Origin of the sequence: Microcoleus sp. A2-C3 (assembly GCF_036706065.1) — a bacterium.
GTDB lineage: Bacteria > Cyanobacteriota > Cyanobacteriia > Cyanobacteriales > Microcoleaceae > Microcoleus.
Window position 1 is genome coordinate 38,921 of the sequence record NZ_JAUBVX010000010.1, and the last position, 21,056, is coordinate 59,976.

The 21,056-nt window shown below is 42.8% G+C and carries 13 protein-coding genes and 1 pseudogene; 2 read left to right on the top strand and 12 right to left on the bottom strand.

Going from position 1 to position 21,056, the window contains the following annotated elements; all coding sequences use genetic code 11:
- Nucleotides 1–1,033 (bottom strand): annotated as a pseudogene (locus tag QUB66_RS08020) (hypothetical protein); the annotation flags it as partial.
- 715 nt (nucleotides 1,034–1,748) lie between these two features.
- On the opposite strand from QUB66_RS08020, the gene QUB66_RS08025 reads away from it, so the two are divergent.
- Entirely contained in the window at nucleotides 1,749–7,631 is a 5,883-nt protein-coding gene (locus QUB66_RS08025) for a tetratricopeptide repeat protein (protein ID WP_332967252.1), read from the top strand.
- 614 nt (nucleotides 7,632–8,245) lie between these two features.
- On the opposite strand, the gene QUB66_RS08030 is transcribed toward QUB66_RS08025, so the two are convergent.
- The 11 genes from QUB66_RS08030 to nadD form a co-directional block, all read right to left on the bottom strand.
- A complete protein-coding gene (locus QUB66_RS08030; protein ID WP_332967250.1) occupies nucleotides 8,246–9,010 on the bottom strand; it encodes a cephalosporin hydroxylase family protein in 765 nt (254 codons plus the stop codon).
- 3 nt (nucleotides 9,011–9,013) lie between these two features.
- On the bottom strand, nucleotides 9,014–10,090 hold the full coding sequence (locus QUB66_RS08035) for a class I SAM-dependent methyltransferase (RefSeq protein WP_332967248.1): 1,077 nt from the start codon (nucleotides 10,088–10,090) through the stop codon (nucleotides 9,014–9,016).
- Between the two features lie 159 nt (nucleotides 10,091–10,249).
- Nucleotides 10,250–11,179: an NAD-dependent epimerase/dehydratase family protein gene (locus QUB66_RS08040; protein WP_332967246.1), complete on the bottom strand. Its 930-nt coding sequence runs from the start codon at nucleotides 11,177–11,179 to the stop codon at nucleotides 10,250–10,252.
- Nucleotides 11,176–11,709: a dTDP-4-dehydrorhamnose 3,5-epimerase gene (gene rfbC, locus QUB66_RS08045; RefSeq protein WP_332967244.1), complete on the bottom strand. Its 534-nt coding sequence runs from the start codon at nucleotides 11,707–11,709 to the stop codon at nucleotides 11,176–11,178. Before rfbC ends, QUB66_RS08040 begins: the two co-directional genes overlap by 4 nt.
- Nucleotides 11,706–12,938, bottom strand: coding sequence for a class I SAM-dependent methyltransferase (locus tag QUB66_RS08050; RefSeq protein ID WP_332967242.1), 1,233 nt, complete (start codon nucleotides 12,936–12,938; stop codon nucleotides 11,706–11,708). The genes rfbC and QUB66_RS08050 overlap by 4 nt, the downstream gene beginning before the upstream one ends.
- A 67-nt stretch (nucleotides 12,939–13,005) precedes the next feature.
- Nucleotides 13,006–14,004: a GDP-mannose 4,6-dehydratase gene (locus tag QUB66_RS08055; RefSeq protein ID WP_332967241.1), complete on the bottom strand. Its 999-nt coding sequence runs from the start codon at nucleotides 14,002–14,004 to the stop codon at nucleotides 13,006–13,008.
- Nucleotides 14,001–14,777: a glucose-1-phosphate cytidylyltransferase gene (gene rfbF / locus QUB66_RS08060; protein ID WP_332967240.1), complete on the bottom strand. Its 777-nt coding sequence runs from the start codon at nucleotides 14,775–14,777 to the stop codon at nucleotides 14,001–14,003. The genes QUB66_RS08055 and rfbF overlap by 4 nt, the downstream gene beginning before the upstream one ends.
- Before the next feature lie 33 nt (nucleotides 14,778–14,810).
- Nucleotides 14,811–15,050, bottom strand: a complete 240-nt coding sequence (locus QUB66_RS08065) for a DUF5678 domain-containing protein (protein WP_332967238.1) — start codon at nucleotides 15,048–15,050, stop codon at nucleotides 14,811–14,813.
- A 25-nt stretch (nucleotides 15,051–15,075) separates the two neighbouring features.
- Complete coding sequence (locus tag QUB66_RS08070) at nucleotides 15,076–16,029, bottom strand: GDP-mannose 4,6-dehydratase (RefSeq protein WP_332967236.1); 954 nt, start codon at nucleotides 16,027–16,029, stop codon at nucleotides 15,076–15,078.
- 581 nt (nucleotides 16,030–16,610) lie between these two features.
- Entirely contained in the window at nucleotides 16,611–17,630 is a 1,020-nt protein-coding gene (locus QUB66_RS08075) for a type I glyceraldehyde-3-phosphate dehydrogenase (RefSeq protein WP_265235040.1), read from the bottom strand.
- Nucleotides 17,631–17,802: 172 nt separating this feature from the next.
- Entirely contained in the window at nucleotides 17,803–18,537 is a 735-nt protein-coding gene (gene nadD, locus QUB66_RS08080) for a nicotinate (nicotinamide) nucleotide adenylyltransferase (protein ID WP_332967235.1), read from the bottom strand.
- A gap of 846 nt (nucleotides 18,538–19,383) precedes the next feature.
- On the opposite strand from nadD, the gene murC reads away from it, so the two are divergent.
- Entirely contained in the window at nucleotides 19,384–20,937 is a 1,554-nt protein-coding gene (gene murC / locus QUB66_RS08085; RefSeq protein WP_265235044.1) for a UDP-N-acetylmuramate--L-alanine ligase, read from the top strand.
- The last annotated feature ends 119 nt before the right edge of the window (nucleotides 20,938–21,056 follow it).

Below are 21,056 nucleotides of genomic sequence, written 5' to 3' on the forward strand. Positions count from 1 at the left end.
CCAATTCACTCTGAGTCTGATGCAGTTGTAACTGGGATTGTTCCAATTCACTCTGAGTCTGATGCAGTTGTAACTGGGATTGTTCCAATTCACTCTGAGTCTGGTGCTGGATTGCTTGGGATTGTTCCAATTCACTCTGAGTCTGATGCAGTTGTAACTGGAATTGTTCCAATTCACTCTGAGTCTGATGCAGTTGTAACTGGGATTGTTCCAATTCACTCTGAGTCTGATGCAGTTGTAACTGGGATTGTTCCAATTCACTCTGAGTCTGGTGCTGGATTGCTTGGGATTGTTCCAATTCACTCTGAGTCTGATGGAGTTGTAACTGGGATTGTTCTAATTCACTCTGAGTCTGATGCAGTTGTAACTGAGATTGTTCTAATTCACTCTGAGTCTGGTGCTGCAGTGCTTGGGATTGTTCCAATTCGCTCTGACTCAGTTGCAATTGCAACTGAAATTCTGCCAATTCACTTTGAGTTTGCTGTAGCAGAGCCTTGTTTTGCTCGAATTCTGCCCGCGTCTCATAGGGCATATTGTATAACAGAGGACTCGGCTCGACATTTAATTTCAAGTGAAAGTCACTTGAAAGCTTGGAAAGCTCGATAACTGCGATCGCATTTGCTTGAGAAAAAGGCGAGCCGTATTCCACATAACTAAGTTCAAGAGCATCTAACTCTTCCCAAAGCACGTTAAAACCACGGTCAGTTGTTTCTCTGTCTATTAGCTTTAAACAATTAACTGAGACAGCCTCTTTAGGAATTCCATATTTTTTGCCTAATAGATACAAATACTCTTTACTAAGTTGAATATACCATTCCCCATCTATAAGTTTTCCAAAAGGAACGGTAATCAAAGCTTTGCCATCAGGAGCAAGTAGGTCGTATATCTTAGCAATTGCTTTTAATGGGCCTTCAAGATCGCGGTTTTCTTCCTGCTCTCCATATCCACCCGAAGGATCTCCTTTTTGTCCAATGTGTTCGACTGTAGAAAGTGAGACAATCGCGTCGTATTTTTCTTCCGACTGCAGGTTCATTAAATCTTCATTATCTACCCCTAGTTCTACTTCAAATTTATCAACAATTCGTCTTGATGTTATACCAAGCGTTTCACTCAAATGGTTTTCATAATGAGATAGTACATTTCCGACTTCAAGGATGCTGGCTGGTTTGTTGATAGTGGCAAGAAAGTTAAAAGCAATAGGTATTTCTACCGCTCTTTCGGTTGGATTATTAAAATTTATACGATTGTAATAAAACTCTTGGTTATTGAAAAAAAACGTTCTTTTCCATTCTTGCATTGTGGCTCATCCTGTCTTTTCTAGATTAAATTTATTCGGCTTTGAGACTTGTGTAAATTGACTTAAGTGATCCTGAAAATGATTCCATTTGACTCATCTGCAGGTCCACCCAATTTTCGCATAAATGATCATTAAGCGCAGCTTATATTACAGCCATTTCCCTGAGTCTATTAAGACTGGCGTCGATAGCTATATGTTCCTGCCAATTTAATCAGGCATCAAGCACTGTCGCCAGAATTTCTGACAACGCATGATGACTTTCACCTGTTGCACTTACACAGCCCTCTGGCTGTTCGTGCTACAACATCAAGTACATCGCCTCTCCAGAGTCCGAGATTCAACCACAGTTTACACTAAGGTTAGGTTATTAAGGTTACATCTTGTCAAAAGTACACAACTTAGTGTAAGGTGAATTAGCTCATCAGCTTAGCACGATTGACAGTAACTCAAAATGGAAGCCAAAAAAACTGCCGTTGATTATTTGGAAGAGGGTGATAGACTTCTAGAGTCAGGGACTCTGGAGGAGGCGATCGCAGCTTACCGTCATGCCATAGAGCTAAATCCTGACCTCTCTTGGTCTCACCACAATTTAGGGGAAGCTCTAGCAAAACTTGGTCAATTGGAGGAAGCGATCGCAGCTTTCCGCCGTGCGATCGAACTCAACCCGGATTTTTCGTGGTCTTATCATCACTTGGGAGATGCCCTCGATGGACAACAACAGTGGGAAGAAGCGGTGCTTGCTTTCCGCAGGGCCATTGAACTCAATCCTGAACATTTTGGATCTTACTGCGGGTTGGGGCAGAGCTTGATTGAATTGGGTAAGTTAGATGAGGCGATCGCGGCTTACCGTCGTGCCAGTGAGCTGGAGCCAGAGGCGGATTGGATTCAGTATAGACTGGGGGATGTGCTGCAACAGCGAACTCAGTTAGATGTGGAGGGGGCGATCGCTTCTTATCGCCGTGCTATAGAGCTCAATCCAGATGATGTGGAAGCTTGTCGCAAACTCCTAGAGATTCAACCTGATAACTTTGAAGTCTGGTTGCAGTTAGGGAAAGCATTGGTCAAACTTGAGCAGTGGGAAGACGCGATCGCGGCTTACCGTCGTGCCAGTGAGCTTGAGCCAGAGGTGGATTGGATTCAGTATACACTGGGGGAGGTGCTGCAACAGGGATCTCAGTTGGATTTGGATGGGGCGATCGCGGCTTATCAAAAAGCGGTTGATTTGAATCCGAGTTCGGAGACGTTTCGGCAGAAGTTAGAGAAGGTATTAGCTGAACAGAATCATGTTTCTGAAGAAGAAATAACAGAAACCATTGAAGATTGTTTGGAGTTCAAGGAAACTCCAATTGAACAAAAGAATATAGAACAAGCGATCGCTGAGTGGCGAAGTAATGTTGAGTTGAATCCACAAGCAGATAATAACAGCTTATTAAATAGCTTAGAACCGATATCTAATTTCCAGATTTATCCTGAACAGTTAGCGATTAATTCAGGGCAATTGGTTGAAAAAGGCACTAAAAAACAGTTAGTTAGTCCTGCCGGAAATCATGCGTTAGTGTCTTTTGGTCCTTACATTAATGTTCCTGATGGTTTATATAAAATCGGGGTTAACTTTCAGTTTATAGAAACCAATTTAGACAAAGAATTAGAAAATTCTGATCGAGTTGGTTTTAAGTTAGATGTAGCAACTGAAGGCCTCTACGTTTGGGGGGAAATCAATGTTTATACCCGACAAGACAAACTAGAATTTTTTATAGAGTTAGTGGATGCCAAAAACCTAGAAATTCGTTTTTGGTCAACAGGGATATCTTTTGCCGTAAATTGGATAGAATTGAACCTGCTTTATCCCCCTATAAATCAAGATTTGGCTGCTGATTACTTTTTTGATTTAGGAAAGCACCTACAATTGAAAGGCAAACAAGAACATGGAGGTAGATTACACCGCAAAGTGGTGGAATTGTATCCAGAAGGTTATCTGGACAAAGCAATTGCCCATTGGCGACAAACCAGAGAAATAGAACCTAACTGGATAACATACTTTAACCTAGGAATGCTACTCGCGCGAAAACAACAATTTGAAGAAGCTTTCGCCTGCTCCCAAAAATTATTGGAAATCCAGCCTAAAAAAAACGATGTTTATTCAGATTTAATCCTGAGTTTAGCCAAAAAGGATATCACCATTTTTCAAAAGGCTTCTCAGAAACAATTGAATGAAGGAGAGATTTATGAAACAATATGGCAGGGCCTTAATCAGTTAGGCATCCTCAACAAGGAAAGTTGTGATTTGCCTACAGCAATTAGTCCTGAAGCTACTTATAAATACTTTAGTGAAAATAGTAATTATAAAATTATTAACTGGTCGTCTCTGACAGATTCTGATCGATATTTTATTGAACAAGAGGGTTTGTCTATCGCTAATTTAGAATTAATCTCCAAAGATGATATAGAATTAGAAGAAATATATATTAACAGTTTTGAACATAATCTAAAACGAAACCTATCTAAACAAGCATGGCGGGAAGATAGAAGCGTAAAAGGTTACCATAACGTCAAAGAAGGAAATTATTTTAAGCAAAGTATTGTAGAAACTGGCTATATTTATTGTGTTTGTCCTGTAACGGGTAAGATTCTTAGAAGTAATCATTCATTTTTACTGGCACTTGGTCACACTATACAGATATACCGATTTGAGGGGGGTGAAGTATTTTATTTAGTATGTTCAACATGGCTTGGACATAAAACCCTACTCTATTTTCCCCAAAAAGAATTAATTATTAGAATTTATCCTTTGAAATATATCCCAGATGAAAATGTCATAAATCTACTTAAGAGTAAAGCCGTCGCTTTTTGGAAACAATTTAAACATTATATATCAAAAAATAATCAAAAAAAGCAAATAGTAGCAATGTTGGGTTTTTATGGTAGTCTAGGTCATTATTATTGGAACGAACTAACAGGAATTTATCATTTATACGAAGCTAAAATTTTAGATAAAGTGGATAAATTTTTAAGAGGGCCGCAAGATTTATTACAAGTAGGGGAAATTTTCCCAGAAATTCCTGCTGAAAAGATAATTTCTACAACAGACGATACCGAAGACATTTTTAAAAAATGTATGGAGAATAATTATTTTCTTGTTTGGGTAACAGATTTAGTAATTAAGGAGGAATTAGCCAGTAGAACGTATCAAAACTCGATCAAAAGATGCTCCAAAAATCCCGAATTTATGCAAGAAGTAGCTACAGCAAAACAACATTTTCCTTTGCTTTGTGTGCAAGTTCGTTCCCACAATAGAAGATGGATATCTCAAGTAGAAGGAACTGCTAATATTATCAAGAAATTATATCAAGATTTTCCTAATTTAGGAGTTGTTTTTGATGGTTGGTCTCGAACAGATAAAGAAAACTTAGTCGTCGAATCAATGATTAAGATAGATCGATCTATAGCAAAACAAATTAAAGAACTTATACCCGATACTATTCCCTGCTATAGTACAATAGGTTCCACACTTTATGAAACAATATATTTTGCTCATGCTATAGATTTATACACAGGATCAATGGGTACTGGACTCACTAGCTTATTATGGATTGCTAACAAAACTGGTGTAGTGCATACATCACAAATACATTGGAATGCTTTCAATCAAGACGCATTCTCATCTAAAATCAGAGAAAATGGAGTGATGCCAGTTTGGATACAAAAAGATGATATTATTGAAAATATGAATGACCCTAATCTTAACCGTGACTATGATTGTGATTGGCAAATGATTTACAGTGAACTCATGCAAATATTAAAAAACTTGCCAAAAAGAGACTTTGAAGGGGTAATCAAATATTATCGTAAGGCTTGTGAGTTAAATCCTAACTCATTTGATGCTCATTATCAGTTAAGTGTTTGTTTGTCTGAATATACTCAATCTAAGTTAGCAGATATTGAGTCTGATCCTGAATCGGGAAAAGTTATTCTGCAACAGCTTCAAGAAGCTCACCCTGACAGAGATTTGTCCGATTTGAATGATGACGCACTTCTGCAAGCCTTATCTGAATTTTCTGATCAATCTTTTGTTAGAGAACTTTACACAACTTATCTGATGCGTGAACCAGCACCAAGTGAGACAGAAGGGTGGTCTATCCATATAGCTTCAACCGGTAGAAAAGGATTGATCACTATATTTAGAAATTCGCCAGAATTCAAGAACGTCCTAAATATACAGGGACAAGAAAACGTACAGAAACATATAGCTATTCACTGCAAACGCATAAACGTTGGCTCAGAATATTTACCAGAAAAAAAGGATTGCTATCAACGATGTATGGAATTAAACCCCTACTCTTATGATTTATATTTAGAGTCCGGTCAAGATTGGGATAGAGCAGGAAGACCTGATGAAGCTATTTTAGATTACCAGCAAGCTATTAAAATTGGCTGTAAACTGGTAGACGAAGACCGCATAGAAGAAGCAATTAAATGCTACAAAAAATCCTTAGAAATTTTCCAGGAAAAAATCGAAATTTACTATGATCTATCATTAAAACTAGCTAGTCACGGAAAAATTAATCAGTTACTGTCCTGTTATGATGAACTATTAAAAGGATCTGAAAAAAGCTTTTATTTTTATCATAACTTAGCTTTGTTTTTGGCAAAACAAAATTTTATGAATGAAGCTGTTACCTGTTTGGAAAGGTTGTCGAAGATTTCAGAATTAAATAATGATAAACATTTATACGAAAGGATATGGAATGACTTAAACAATAATACCAATAATACTTTTGTATTTTCAAACAATCAAATTGATTATCCCGATGAAATTGATCGGCAAGAGGCAGAAAAATACTTCCAAAGCCATAGTCGTTATTTATTTGTCACTTTACAGACATTAACAGAAGAACAAAAACTCTATCTAAATCAAATGGGTTTGCTCATAGATAATTTAGGATTAATGGCTGAAGATGATTTTTATCTTGAAAGAATATACATTAATAGTTTTTCTGAGCCACAACAAGAACTCTCATCTAGTAAGCTTAGACTAACCACCCCTTCTTATCAACAAAGTTTAGTAGAGACAGGTTATGTTTATACAATCTGCCCTTTCAGTGGTCAGGTTCTAAGGTCTAATCAATCCTTTGTGATTAACCATCACGAAAACCCTATCAAGCAAAGAGGACACGACTTACAAAGTTTCTGTTATAGATTCTCAGGGAAGGAGATTTTTTATTTAATTGTAGGTTGTCCCGGTGGAGAAAGGCTTTTAGCTTATTTTCCTAAATTAGAGTTAATAATTTGTTTAAATGCCGCATTATTGGGGTTTGCAAGACCAACAGAAAGCATCAACAAACTTAAAAGTTATATGGTTAGTTATTGGCGTGAGGTAAAATCATATTTATCTCAAGAAACTAAACATAAAAAGCTTGTTGATGTTATCGGCTTAGGATTTAACATAGGACATTATGTTGGGCAAGATTTGGCGGGGATTGATGTACTGCGTGAAAATGATATGTTACACAAGTTGGATAAAATTATGGTAGCGCCTGGCGACTATTTCAGTTGTCAGGATATTTTTCCAGAAATTCCTGCTGACAAGTTCATTGAAGTAGAGGATGTTAGCGATGTCTTTAAAAAAGTTATAGAAAATAATTATGTAGCTTTAAGAGTAAATGGCATCTTTATGAGAGATCAATTAATTGAGAGAATACGCAAAGTTTCTTACCAGAAATGTTCCCAAGAATTTATTCAAAAGGTTGAGGAAGCCAAGAAACAATGTTTCCCCTTTTTGGGTATTCAAATTAGGGCTAAAAATAGTAGGAGAACATGGCTATCTCAAGTAGAGGGAATTGGCAATATTATCAATCAACTTTATGCCGACTACCCAAAATTAGGTATTGTGTTTGATGGTTGGTCTATTACAGGTAAGGAAAATGAGTCTAGTTCCTGTTGGTCTATGATTGATGCGGACAAAGCCACTATGAATGACATAGTAGCTTTGATTCCTAGTCAAATTCCTGTGTATAGCGCGATTGGTTCCACAACTTACGAAACGGTTGCTTGGGCTTTGAATATAGATTTGCACATATCACCCGTTGGGGCTGGATTAACGTTCTCCGTATGGATAGCTCATAAGCCTGGTGTATTACATGCACATACTGCTGGTCTTGCTGCTTGGGGAGAACCATACTATGTCAACCCAAATCAACAAATTATTGAAAGTTTCCAGCCACAAGTATTGGTTCCAGATAATAGTGTAGAAAATTTTGACAACTTTAACTATAAATGTGATTGGCGAGTAATTTATAATGAAGTTATTAAGATAATCAAGGAATTGAAAGAGTAAATGATGTTAAGTTTAGGAAAAAATAGATTTTTACTTTCGCATCGAGTCCCTTGCTAGCCACACAATGACTAACAAGGTCACTTTTTACAACAGTCAATAGTCAATTCCACCACACCTACAACTTACCTATGCTGAACTAGATTTTCTTCTCGGAGGTTTGATAATTCCAGAAAGCTTAGCCAAAGAGGTACTGAGTATTCCTATTGGCTCTCATTATCAAAGGAGAATTTTAACTTAGTTAGGGCTTGCTGAAAAAGCCCACAAATCGAATCCAGGTGCCAAACAGCTTGAAAAATGGGAGATTCGGAGATGGGTTCCCAAATTTACTCCACAATTTTCCACCGAAATCCAAGGATTTTGAGCCGAAAAACGTCATAACCTTGCACTTTTTTTTGTTTAAAAATATTGAAAGCCTTGGCACTCATAGCTTCTAGTTCTATTCAGCAAGCCCTAGTTATTTCAGATCTCTAAAGAACCATAAGTTCTAGCGCCTTTGGCTATCCTCAGTAAGGGTACTTGCAGGCAAACTGAGGATGCTCAAACTTATTTTGGTGTATTCTGTATCGACTTCGGCCCTGAAATGACGCGATCCCACTCGCATCACAAAATTTTCGTTACTTGCGCTGCAACCAAGCCCCCGGCCAGTGAGTTACATTCTCTGTCAAATCGCTCTCGCTAAACGGCCATTTAGGCTGCTCTAGCACAAACTCAGAATGCCCCTCCGCAAACTCAGCCGCCGCCGCAGTAGGATGATCCCACTTCCACTCTGGATTGCCACGCGGCACATCATCCAAATCCTTCATAATCCCATCTGTAGCAATTATGTAGGAGCCCGGTGTCACCAGACCGCAATAAGCCTCTAACTCGTCAGCAACGTGCTGTTTCGTGTGGCACGAGTCAAGACAAACCAAGACAGTCTCCCCAGGATTTAGAAGTTTTTTCACATCACCTACAATGCCGGGGTCTGTAGAACTCCCTTCCACTAAAGTAATGAACGATGACAATTCATGTTCCTCTATAGCCTTGCGGTTGTGAGGTCTGATTTCAATGTCAACTCCTATTACCCTCCCTTTGCCCATTGCTTTACAAAGACTTGCATAATAAATCAGAGATCCACCATGTGCTACACCTGTTTCAACAATCACATCCGGTTTAACTTGATAAATAACTTCCTGAATGCGAATCACATCTTCAGGCAGTTGCAGCAAAGGGCGACCGAGCCAACTAAATGTATAAGAATATTTCTGATTCCATCCGACTTTAACCCATTGCAGCGATATCAGTTCAAAAGCCTCTTTTGTATAAAGGTCTAATACCTGCTTCTGGTTATCAATTTCACAAGTGAGTGTTTTTTCAGTCGTATCGATTGTCAATTTCATAAGTTACTCCACTAATAAATCAATATTGATATTTGCTGCCTTTAATAAAGCTGAATTCTCTTCATAATAATTCGGATTCATCAAAATAGCAGTTGTAATTCCCCGATCGCCCATCTCATGATAGCTGACAATGGGGTGGGCTGTCCCAGGGATATACTTACCTTGTTTGTTAGGGTTCAGGTCAACAATGCAGTCAATCCATTTACCATCGGGATCAATAGTATTGGCAAAAGTTACGCCCTTAGCTCCCGCCCCCCAAAGAGCAACTTTTCCTTGACTAGCTAATTCTTGAATCTTAATTTCCCACTTTCCGATCAGTTCCCGTTCTGATGTAGCAAATTGCTTAGCTAAAAGCGAGATGGATGCTGGGTTTTTCGTGACCGCAGGTTGTTGGGCCGGAATCGTAGCTTCTAACCAGAGATATTGCCCTCCAAATACATGATCTACACTCTCAACCTGAAAACCAGATACTTCAAAAGCCGTCGCGAGCGACTGTGCCGTAAAGTAGGAACAGTGTTCGTAGAAAAAATCCCATATTACTTGATTGCGGAGTATCCACTCCACGCACGGCGTTTCAAAGAAAACGCGAGCTTGAGGGGAATTAACCAAAGCTTGTCGGACAGAAGAGAGTAAGTTCAGAGGATCAGGAACGTGTTCGATCGCGTGGCGACAAACAACCACGTCAGCATGAATATTAGCACAATCTGAGTCATAGTAGCGTTTTTCAAACTTCAAGCGGCCGTCAAGAACAGTTTCTTCCCCGACATAACTTGGGTCAAACCCATAACCCTGATTTCCCAATTCCTCAGATTCTACTAGCTTCCTTAAAAATGAACCCTTACCGCAGCCCACTTCCACAATCGAACAATTTTGAACATTTTTATCATAGATTAGAGACCGGGCAAGTTCGCAAATATAACTCTCAAAAGATGGCGAATAAGTCTGGCTGTTATCATAATCTTTGCCATAGCTTAACTTGGAACCATCGAAATCAGCATTAAAAATAAATCCACAGTCTTCACAAACTGCTAGATTCAGATTGCCGCGATTGATTTCTAGAGCAGATATGCGATCCGCCATCACTAGGTTTTGATGAACGGGTACGCTACATCGAAGCAAAAATGGGGATACTAAGTTGGAACTACAAACAGGGCATTTCTGCATATTTAAAACTCATTTAAAGGTGAAATTTTAGATGTTGTGTAGGTGTTAACTTCCTTATCTTAAAAAAAATACTGACTAATTGCTCAATTTGCAATCCTGTATTATTTGAGTTTCCCACCAGATTATAGCTTGTCTTAATCCCATCTCTAAGCTAAACTTTGGCTTCCAACCCACCTCATTCAATAAGCGACGCACATCAGCCACTAACAAGGGCGGTTCTTTCGCAGCAGACGGGATAGCACCTAACTCTACTAAATCGGATCGCCCAATTAAATCAGCTATTTTATAAACAACATCTTTAATCGCGATCGCCTGTCCCGATCCAATATTAACAGCACCCGTCACCTCACTCTCCAAAAGAGCCACAAAAGCATCAGCCACATCCTGCACGTACATAAAATCGCGAATTTGATTGCCGTGAGAACAACGAGCGGGTTCTTCCTTCAAAAGAGAAAGAATCACCGAAGAAACCAGCCGGTTCGGATACTCGTAAGAACCGTAGGGAAAGAAAATCCGTCCCCAAGCACTGCTGAGACTTGTTGTCTGTGAATAGGAACTCACTATCTCCTGCAAAGCTTTTTTACAAATACCGTAGGGAGTATCTGGATTGAGCGGTGTTACAAATTCTGAGCAATAACCGTAATTCCAATCATACTCCGCACAGGTTCCGCCCATCACAGCGCGATCGCCCCCATGCTCTCGAAATTGCCTCAACAATTCTATACTAGCTTGCACCCACAAAAAGTTATCCTCAGATTTCCAATATTGACCGGGTACTGTATAACACCAGGCAAAGTGCAACAAATGCGTTGGCTTTACTTGACAAACTAACTCTTTAATGGATGTATGATCTAACAAATTTGCCAGATGCCACGTACAGTCAGAACTCAAACTCGGCAAAGTCTTAGAAGTGACAGCATGAACTTCAAAGCCGCGTTCCACCAGCGTCTTTAAAGCGTGTCTGCCAACAAAACCCCCCGCACCCGTAACCAACACTTTTTTCATAGCAAAAAATTAGGGTAACTCCGGTCTTTTTCCGAAATCACGCGCTGAGATATCTCAGGCCAATCAATCCCAAATATCGGATCGTCCCACCGCACTCCCCTTGCAGATTCCGAGCAATAAAACTCCGACATCTGATAGAAAACCTCAGTATTGTCCGCCAAAGTTTGACAACCGTGAGCCATACCTTCAGGAATATATATCATCTTGCGGTTTTCAGCATTTAGCTCAACTGAAAACCAGTCTTTGAAAGTAGGCGAATCGGGACGCAAATCTATAATTACATCATAAATTCCCCCTTTTACACATCTAACTAACTTGGCTTCCTCGTAGGGTTTAGCCTGATAGTGCATCCCCCGCAAAGTACCTTTCTTCAGGTTAAAAGAAATATTGCACTGCACTAAATTAGGATTCAAACCGTGTTCTGCAAACTCCTTTTGACACCAAGAGCGCCCAAAAAAGCCGCGCTCGTCCTCTATTCTATCTACCTCAATAACGTAAGCTCCCTTAATTTTTGTTTCAGTAAACTTCACCCTATCACCTCCACTTTAGGAATCAGCACCACAAATTTACCTCCCCACTCGCGGATATAATCCATCTGACTTACTATCTCATCTTTGATGTTCCAAGGCAAGATCGCCAAATAATCCGGTTTAGTTTCCCGAATTTTATCTGGATGATATATCGGAATTTGAGTTCCCGGCAAAAACAAACCCTGCTTGTGCGGGCTTAAATCCACCGTATAATCAATCAAATCCGTGCGAATACCGCAATAGTTCAGCAGTGTATTAGCCTTAGCCGGCGCACCGTAGCCCGCAATTGATTTGCCCTGGTTTTTAGCCTCAATTAGGAAACTTAGCATTTGGCGCTTGGTAGACTTCACCTGTTCGCCAAATCCTACATAAATTTCTATTTCGTTGAGTCCTGCTTGCATTTCCTTAGCTTTAAGTTGGGAAATGCGATCACAAACCTGTATACTCTCACAATCTGCGTGCCTTCCGTAAATCCGCAGAGAACCCCCGTGCGTCGGTAACTCATCCACATCAAACAAAGTTAAACCGTGACTTGCAAAAATTTTCTCGACAGTCAGAAATGAGAAATAAGAGAAATGCTCGTGGTAAATTGTGTCAAACAAATTGTCTTGAATTAGTTGCAATACATGAGGAAACTCCATTGTCAAGACACCGTTTGGCTTCAGGAGAATTTTCATCCCCGCCACAAAATCATTCAAGTCGGGTACGTGAGCCAACACATTATTGCCCAGCAACAAATCCGCCTGCTTCCCTCTTGCAACCAACTCTTTAGCCGTTTCCACTCCAAAAAACTTGACCAAGCTTGGAATGCCTTTTTCCTCAGCTACTTTGGCTACATTTGCAGCCGGTTCAATCCCCAATACGGGAATTCCTTTCTGCTGAAAATACTGGAGCAAATAGCCGTCATTGCTAGCGAGTTCAATTACCTGACTGGTTGTATCAAATCCAAACCGCTCCACCATCAAGTCAGTATAATTCTTGGCGTGGCGCAGCCAAGAGTCTGAATAGGAAGAAAAATAAGCATAATCGCTGAAGATGCTATCTGGGGATTCAAACTCTTCTAGCTGCACTAAAAAACAATTACCGCAGACATAAGTATGAAGCGGATAAAATTTCTCTGCACAATTCAGATGCTCTTGAGCAACAAAAGCATTCGCCAGCGGCGACATCCCGAGATTTACAAAAGTATGCTCCAATGGGTGACTGCAAAAACGACATTTAGATGGCACCGAATTAGCCCCCTTGACTATCCAATAAGAGAAAGAAAATTAAAACCCCAGTCACAGAAATCCTCAATCACACGTTGATAAAACAGGGACTTTCATTCAGCAAAAATTGCTCATACCACTCAATTGTTTCTTTCAACCCTTCTTCTAGAGGATATTTAGATTCCCATCCGAGCATTTTTCGCGCCTTATCTGCCGAGAGATACTGATGTTTGATTTCATTCTTAGCCCGATCCAATATGACTGGCTCTAAATGACTCTTACCCATCAATCTCAAAACATGGTCTACCATGCCGCGCACAGAAATTTGTAGCTCATTGCTGAAATTAAACGCTTCTCCCAAAATTTCCGGCCTGTCCATTTGCTCTGCCAAATGGAGATAAGCTAAAACCCCATCCTTAGCATAAAAATAGTCGCGGATAAAAGTGCCATCACTACGGATGACTACTGGCTTTTCACGTAATGCCGATCGAATTGTAGACGGAACAATGCGATTAAAATTTAAGTCTCCACCGCCGTAAAAGTTGCCACAGCGAGTAATGCAAACAGGCAAACCATAACTGACGTAATAAGTCCGACTGATTAAATCAGCACAGCTTTTAGAAACATCATAAGGGTGTTCTCCTTGCAGCGAAGTTGTTTCGCTATAAGGCAAAACAAGCTGGTCTCCATAGGCTTTATCGCTGGATGCGATGACAATTCGACTCACACCTCCGACACGGCGACAAGCTTCTAGAATATTCCAAGTGCCTTTGATGTTGGTTTCAAAAGTTGCTAACGGCTCTCTATTTGCAACTCCCACAATTGTCTGAGCTGCTAAGTGAAACACCGTGTCTATTTCATACTCATTAATCGCTCGTTCTACGGTTGGCAAATCCTCAACACAACCGCGCACTATATTAATTTGCCGATACCACTCTCCAGCATAAAGTCGGGATTGTGGCACCAAATCACGGACTAATCCCGTTACCAAGGCGCCTCTTTCCAACAACTCAGCCACTAACCAGTTGCCCAAAAGACCTGTGCAACCTGTCACCAATACCGATCGATCGCGCCAAAATTCACTCATTCCCACACCTTCCAAGGAGCCTCTCCATTATCCCAAAGTTCGTTCAAATATTTATACTCGCGGTAAGTATCCATCGCAAAAAAGAAACCTTCGTGGCGGTAAGCCATCAATTGCCCCTCTGCCGCTAACCGCTCCAGTGGCTCTCGCTCTAAGAAACAATCATCTCCGCTCAAATCTTCAAATATGCTGCGGTGAAGTATCAAAAACCCTGCACTTGCCCAGCCATCTATTTGAGGTTTTTCCGTGAATTCCAGAACTTTACCTTGGTTGTCCACATCTAAAATACCATATCGAGACATCGGACGCACTGTACTAACAGTTGCCAGCTTACCATGAGACTTGTGAAAATCTAGCAGCGCCCCAATATCGATATCAGCGACTCCATCACCATAAGTCACCATAAAGGTATCCTCGGCAATGTATTTTTCCACCCGCTTTACCCGCCCTCCAGTCATGGTATCCGGGCCAGTTTCCGCAAGTGTCACCTTAAAATCTTGCTCTTGATGCTCCTCGTGATAGGTGATCTGGTTTTGGCGGCCCAAGCAAATAGTCAAATCATTATTCATCGCTTCATAATTCAGGAAATACTCCTTAATCATGTTCCCGCGATAGCCCAAACACACAATAAAGTCCCGGAAACCGTAGTGGGCATAGGTCTTCATAATATGCCAAATAATCGGCCGCCCGCCCACATCAACTAGGGGCTTAGGACGAAATTCTGTTTCTTCTCGGAGACGAGTCCCCAAACCGCCGGCTAGTATAACTACTTGCATTTTTTCACACTTTGAAATGTCATTAACTAATCTCTAGTTACAGTGGAATCCTGGGAAACGGACAGCAGTTCCAAATTCGCTTTCAAATATGCGACAAAGCACATAACTCAATTTAGGTGTATCAGGGGTAATTCCATCCTTCATTTTGTCATAATCTGGGTCGTGACTAATTACCCCATGATTACTATAGGCAATCCATTCACCTCGATATTTTTTCAACTCTTGGCGATTAGCCTTATACCATTCCTTAGCCGTTGGATATTCTGGTGCCATATTTTTACCCCAGAATTTTACAACATCAAACCATCCTCGCCTCCACCATCATCCGCACCACATCGGGCATCTTATACTTCGCCTCCCAGCCTAACTTTTCCTTCGCCTTACTCGGATTCCCCAACCCAACCGCAATCTCCGTCGGTCTGTAGAGACTCGCATCAGTTACCAAATGTTCCTGCCAGTCCAAACCCGCAGCAACAAAAGCCGATCGCACAAACTCCTCCAAAGGATAACTTACACCCGTAGCAATGACATAATCATCCGGTTCATCCTGCTGCAACATCAAATACATCGCCTCCACATACTCCGGAGCCCAGCCCCAGTCCCGCTGCACCGAAATGTTGCCCAAATGCAGTTTTTCCGAACTACCCGCAGCAATTCGGCACACCACAGATACAATCTTTTGCGTCACAAACCTCTCCGGCCGCAGCGGCGACTCGTGATTGAATAAAATACCAGAACACGCAAACAAATTGTACGCTTCCCGATAATTTGCTACTTCCCAAAATGCCGTTGCTTTCGCTACAGCGTAAGGACTTCTGGGGCGAAAGGGCGTGTTTTCATCCGCTGCTGTGCCTCCGGTATCCCCAAAACATTCGCTGGAACTGGCATTGTAAAGTTTAATTTTTCCCCCTGTGAACCGGATTGCTTCTAACAGATTTAATGTGCCTGTGGCAATGCTTTCGAGGGTTTCTACGGGTTGTTCAAAAGACAAGCCGACGGAACTTTGACCCGCTAGATTGTACACTTCGTCTGGTGCAATTTTTGCCAATACTTGCAAGACGCTGCGAAAATCGTTGAGAGACATGGATTCTAGTTTTACTCTGTCTCGGATTCCCAAACGAGCCAGGTTTCCGAAACTCGACATTTGGGCGTCTCTGGAGGTGCCGGAAACTTCATAACCTTTATCCAGAAGCAGTTTAGCTAAATAAGCTCCGTCCTGACCGGATATACCGCAAATTAACGCTTTTTTCATATCACATTTTGTTTTTTCAACTCTACCGTAGAAGAACGGGCGGTTGCAACCGCGTCAATACAGACAAAACCCACCTCCGTGGGTTGAAGACCGGGCGGTTGCAATTGGGTTATTCTTCCGTCCGCGGAGGCGGACATCGTTTGTGTAGACGCGGTTTCAACTGTACCTCTGCATCTACAAAAAAATTTCAGGACTTACGCCGGGGACTAAAGAAACCGGGTTTTTTACCGATATTAAGGGTTTGAACCAAATATTGGGGGAAAAACCCGGTTTCTGCTCACCCGTGTGATATCGCGAAATCTCGTTTATATCCGAGGCCTGATCCCCCTAAATCCCCCTTAAGAAGGGGGACTTTGAGAAGACTCCTGTCCCCCCATTTTTTAGAGAAGACTCCTGTCCCCCCCTTTTTAAGGGGGGTTAGGCAGGGTCTGGGCCTAAGAAGACCGGGCGGTTGAAACCGCCTCTATACAGACAAAACCCACCTCCGTGGGTTGAAGACGCGGCACTTACAATTGGGTTATTCTTGAGTCCGCGGAGGCGGACATCGTTTGACAAGACGCGGTTTCCACCTTACGTCCTATCTAGCCTTCCCACCGTTGGGCGACCAATTCAGCCAAGTCAACAACCCGCTGACTGTAGCCCCACTCATTGTCGTACCAAGACAACACCTTTACCAGGTCGCCGTCCATAACTAGCGTCAAGCTGGAATCCAGGATCGAAGAAGCATCATTTCCGCGATAGTCGCAAGAAACCAGAGGCAAATCGTTGTACTCCAAAATCCCCTTCATCGGGCCTTCGGCTGCTTCTTTGAAAACTTGATTTACCTGCTCGGTAAAAGTCTTTTTCTCTACCTGAGCCACAAAATCAACTACCGACACATTCGGAGTCGGCACGCGCATGGCTATGCCATTTAACTTACCCTTCAACTCTGGAATCACCAAAGCCACAGCTTGAGCAGCACCAGTAGAAGTTGGCACAATGTTCATCGCCGCAGCCCGCGCCCGCCGCAAGTCGCGGTGGCTGGCATCCAACAAGCGCTGGTCGCCAGTATAGCTGTGCGTAGTGGTCATCATGCCTTTGATGATGCCAAAATTGTCGTTAAGCACTTTCACTACGGGAGCTAGACAGTTAGTGGTACAGCTAGCATTGCTGATGACTGTGTAGTCACTGTGCTTGTAGTTGTGGTGGTTGACTCCCATCACATAGGTGCCGACTTCAGGCCCTTTGCCCGGAGCTGTAATCAGCACCTTTTTTGCGCCTGCTGTGATATGCTTCGATGCACCAGCTTGGTCAACGAATACACCAGTCGCTTCAATAATCAGATCAATACCCCAATCTTTCCAAGGCAGGTTGAGCGGATTACGATCGCTCACACATTTAACTGTCTTGCCATTGAGAATAATCGAATTTTCATCCGTACTGATGTCCACACCCTTCAACGTTCCCATCATGGAATCGTATCTCAGCAAGTGAGCATTAGTTTTGGGATCGGAAGTGTCATTAATTGCTACCAGCTCAAGCTGGCTATTTTCTCGGCCCAGCAAGCAGCGCGTAAAACTGCGTCCAATACGTCCAAAACCGTTGATCGCGACTCTAATCACCTAGTACCTCCTAATGATGGCAGCCCTTAGCTCAGGCTGAAATTTTGGAAAAATTTAAGAATTGACTTATGAGACAAAATCATATCGCAAAGCTCGATCCTTTCTCACTTTTTGTGTTTATCCAAAAAACCTAAACTTTTTTAGAAGGCAGAAATCCCAACACACAAGGCATTCAGCTTTCGACTGCTGGTTGCTGGTAAAGGCTGTGAGTCGCAATATAACTTCGGACACTTTCCGGTACTAAGTAGCGGAAGTCGCGACTTTCGGCCGAGCAGCGACGGATGTGGCTTGACGAAATCTCGATCGCCCGCATCGCCAAAACCTGCCACCGAAGTTGCACTCCCAAAACAGCCATCTGTTCAGCAACTTTACAGCAAACAGCACTTGTCTCAACCTGGATATTGTCTCCGGCCCAATCATCAATGCTCGACTTTCCCATCTCCGACTCCCCCACTCCGACACTTTCCCGTCCCGCCACCAACCAGTCACACAAACCGGCAATTTCCGCACAGCGTGGCCATTTGGGGAGAGTTTGGAGTGCGTCAGCACCGATAATCCAGTAACGCTGAGCCTCGGTCGCCAAATTTTGTAAATACAGTAGGGTGTCAATAGCAGAAGTTCCAGAGGCATTGGTATCCACTGGCAAAAATGCAAAATCCGACCGCCCGGCCGTTGCCAGAGCCACCATTTCCCGCCGTTGGTCAAAACTTGCCAAAACACTGTGCGACTTGTGACGAGGCGTGTGATCGATCGCCCAAATGACTCGATCGATCCCAAATTGACTCACCGCCGTCTCGGCCATCAACAAATGCCCGCAGTGAACCGGATCGAAAGTCCCCCCCAAAATTGCTACTTTTTCCATACAAAGTGGTAGTCTTGGTAAATCTTTGTGGGTTTCACCCCACATCGGGCTTAATTCAGTTGACAGTTGACAGTTGACAGTTGACAGTTGACTGCTTGAGGGCGACCTCTACCTAAAAGCAAGAGAATTGGAGTAATGAATAGTTTTCTTTTAATTTCTCCCGATCAGGGTTCCGGCTTTAAACCAATTCTTTCTGATAAAAACATCCCCCGGCTGTGCTGACGTATCCCAGCACAGCCAGGAGATGGAAAAAAATCATACAGGAATATGCGATGCGATCGGCCCAAATCAGTCTGTTGCCCCAGACTGCAAAGCCCATCCTCTCTAACCTGCAATTTTATAGTTGTGACTATTCCGGAAATCGACTCGGTACTAAGTCAAATAGGATACAAGACAAACCTCTCTACAAATCCCCAAATTTAGGGAAGGGCAGAGAATTGTATACAAAAATGTCTAGCGAACTGTATCCTGAAAAAAACAATTCTTGATGTCAGGAACCTCAGCTATCAGGCATGAGGCTTGTAAGATTCTTACGAGCCGTTCTGACCAGCTATAGTCTTAACTGACTACGTTTTTTGAGTCACGACTGAGGATGCGAAGCTAGTCCCCTGAGAGTGTCATTTGCAGTTAAACAGTTCTAAGGTCACTGGAACGGTGCTGCAAGTCTAAAAAGCTCTTAAAACTTTGACCGACAAGCTAACTTTACCCCACAAGGGAGTTTTGGAGACAACCATATCTCCACGGAGGGGCAACCATGCTCCTCCTTCCCGAAAGGGAATATAAAGCCGTCCTATAAGGCTCGCCCTGAGCTTGCCGAAGGGACGGGGTTTCTACCCATTTTTTTGATGATATCGCGTGTTATTGGCGTGGCGTGGTGTGTGAGGAGCGAAGATGCCGAGTTCTGTTGATTTCAGCGGTAGACCATTTCATTTCATCGGCATTGGCGGGATTGGGATGTCAGCCATTGCCTATATTCTAGCTAAACGCAAGTTGCCTGTATACGGCTCCGACATTAAATCGAGTCACATAACCGAGCGCTTGCAAGGAATGGGAGCTCATATTTTTTGGAGTCAAGACGCCAGCAATTTTGAAGTATTTCAAACGGCACTCAACGGTAGCAGTCCTGACAGCGAGATGATTGGGGTCGTATCCTCGGCAGTCGCTGGTACGGTAGGAACTTCCGTCGCGACAGCCGAAGCTCTCAAATTGAACGGCAACGGTTCAAGCGCCCAAGCAATTGGGGGATTGCCTCAAGTAGTCTGTTCGACGGCAATTCACCCGGCAAATGCCGAATATCGAGCTGCTTTAGATTTGGGCTGTCCGATTTTTCATCGATCGGATGTGTTGGCAGCCTTAATTCAAGATTACCAAAGTATCGCCGTAGCCGGGACTCACGGCAAAACTACTACTAGCAGCTTAATTGGCTTCATGCTGATGGCTGCGGGTCTAGATCCGACGATCGTAGTCGGAGGCGAGGTAAATGCCTGGGAAGGCAATGCCCGTGCCGGCGAAGGCCCCTACTTAGTTGCCGAGGCTGATGAATCCGACGGTTCTCTCGTCAAGCTGGTAGCAAAAATTGGCATAGTGACCAATGTGGAACTGGATCATCCAGACCATTACGAGACCCTCGATCAGGTGATAGACATATTTAAGGTGTTTGCCCAAAACTGTCAAACCTTGGTGGGCTGCATTGACGACGAAATCGTCAAAGACTGCCTCGCCCCTCATGTCAGCTACAGCTTGCAGCCGGACAAGGGTGCTGACTACACGGCTTCGGACGTGGAGTACGGCGCAGAAAGCACTAAGGCTCAAATTTGGGAGCGAGGAGCTTTCCTGGGGGAAATGGAGTTGAAGTTGCTAGGCAAACACAATCTCAGCAATGCACTAGCTGCGGTAGCAGTGGGTCGATTGTTGGGGTTGGAGTTTTCGGCGATTGCGACAGCGATTGCCGGCTTTGAAGGCGCTCGCCGCCGTTTTGAGGTGCGGGGTTTTCATAATGACATCCTGTTTGTGGACGACTACGCCCACCACCCCAGCGAAATTCTTGTCACCTTGGCGGCGGCTCGGTTGCGCATCGCAGGTAGCGACAAGACTCCCCAATCCCGAAGAGTAGTTGCTATTTTTCAACCCCACCGTTACAGCAGGACTCTGACATTTTTGCCAGAATTTGCTCAATCTTTTGGGGATGCCGATTTGGTTGTGGCTTGCGATATTTATAGTGCTGGGGAACCGAATTTAGGAGAGATTAGCGGGCAGCAAGTTGCTGATTTGATTGCTAAAGAAGGCCGAGAAGTTGTGTTTGCGCCTTCTCTGGAATCGGTAAGTAAGTTTTTAACCGAAAATCTGCAACCGGGGGATTTGGCTCTGTTTTTGGGTGCTGGTAATCTGAATCAGATTATTCCAGAGGTTATGGCTTTCTATCAAGCAGCCGATCGCCCGGATTAGCTCTCAGATGCGGGATTAGCTCGACATGATGGCGGTGCAGGTTCTACCGACACCGCTGGAAGAGCGGCTCGCTCAAAGCAGCGACATAAGTTGCGTAAATGAATTTTCAACCACCTCTT

Bases quoted from the DNA above. Each gene is read 5' to 3' on its own strand.
- QUB66_RS08025 (WP_332967252.1), top strand. From the start codon at position 1,749: ATGGAAGCCAAAAAAACTGCCGTTGATTATTTGGAAGAGGGTGATAGA.
- QUB66_RS08030 (WP_332967250.1), bottom strand. From the start codon at position 9,010: ATGAAATTGACAATCGATACGACTGAAAAAACACTCACTTGTGAAATT.
- QUB66_RS08035 (WP_332967248.1), bottom strand. From the start codon at position 10,090: ATGGCGGATCGCATATCTGCTCTAGAAATCAATCGCGGCAATCTGAAT.
- QUB66_RS08040 (WP_332967246.1), bottom strand. From the start codon at position 11,179: ATGAAAAAAGTGTTGGTTACGGGTGCGGGGGGTTTTGTTGGCAGACAC.
- QUB66_RS08055 (WP_332967241.1), bottom strand. From the start codon at position 14,004: ATGAGTGAATTTTGGCGCGATCGATCGGTATTGGTGACAGGTTGCACA.
- rfbF (WP_332967240.1), bottom strand. From the start codon at position 14,777: ATGCAAGTAGTTATACTAGCCGGCGGTTTGGGGACTCGTCTCCGAGAA.
- QUB66_RS08065 (WP_332967238.1), bottom strand. From the start codon at position 15,050: ATGGCACCAGAATATCCAACGGCTAAGGAATGGTATAAGGCTAATCGC.
- QUB66_RS08070 (WP_332967236.1), bottom strand. From the start codon at position 16,029: ATGAAAAAAGCGTTAATTTGCGGTATATCCGGTCAGGACGGAGCTTAT.
- nadD (WP_332967235.1), bottom strand. From the start codon at position 18,537: ATGTGGGGTGAAACCCACAAAGATTTACCAAGACTACCACTTTGTATG.
- murC (WP_265235044.1), top strand. From the start codon at position 19,384: ATGCCGAGTTCTGTTGATTTCAGCGGTAGACCATTTCATTTCATCGGC.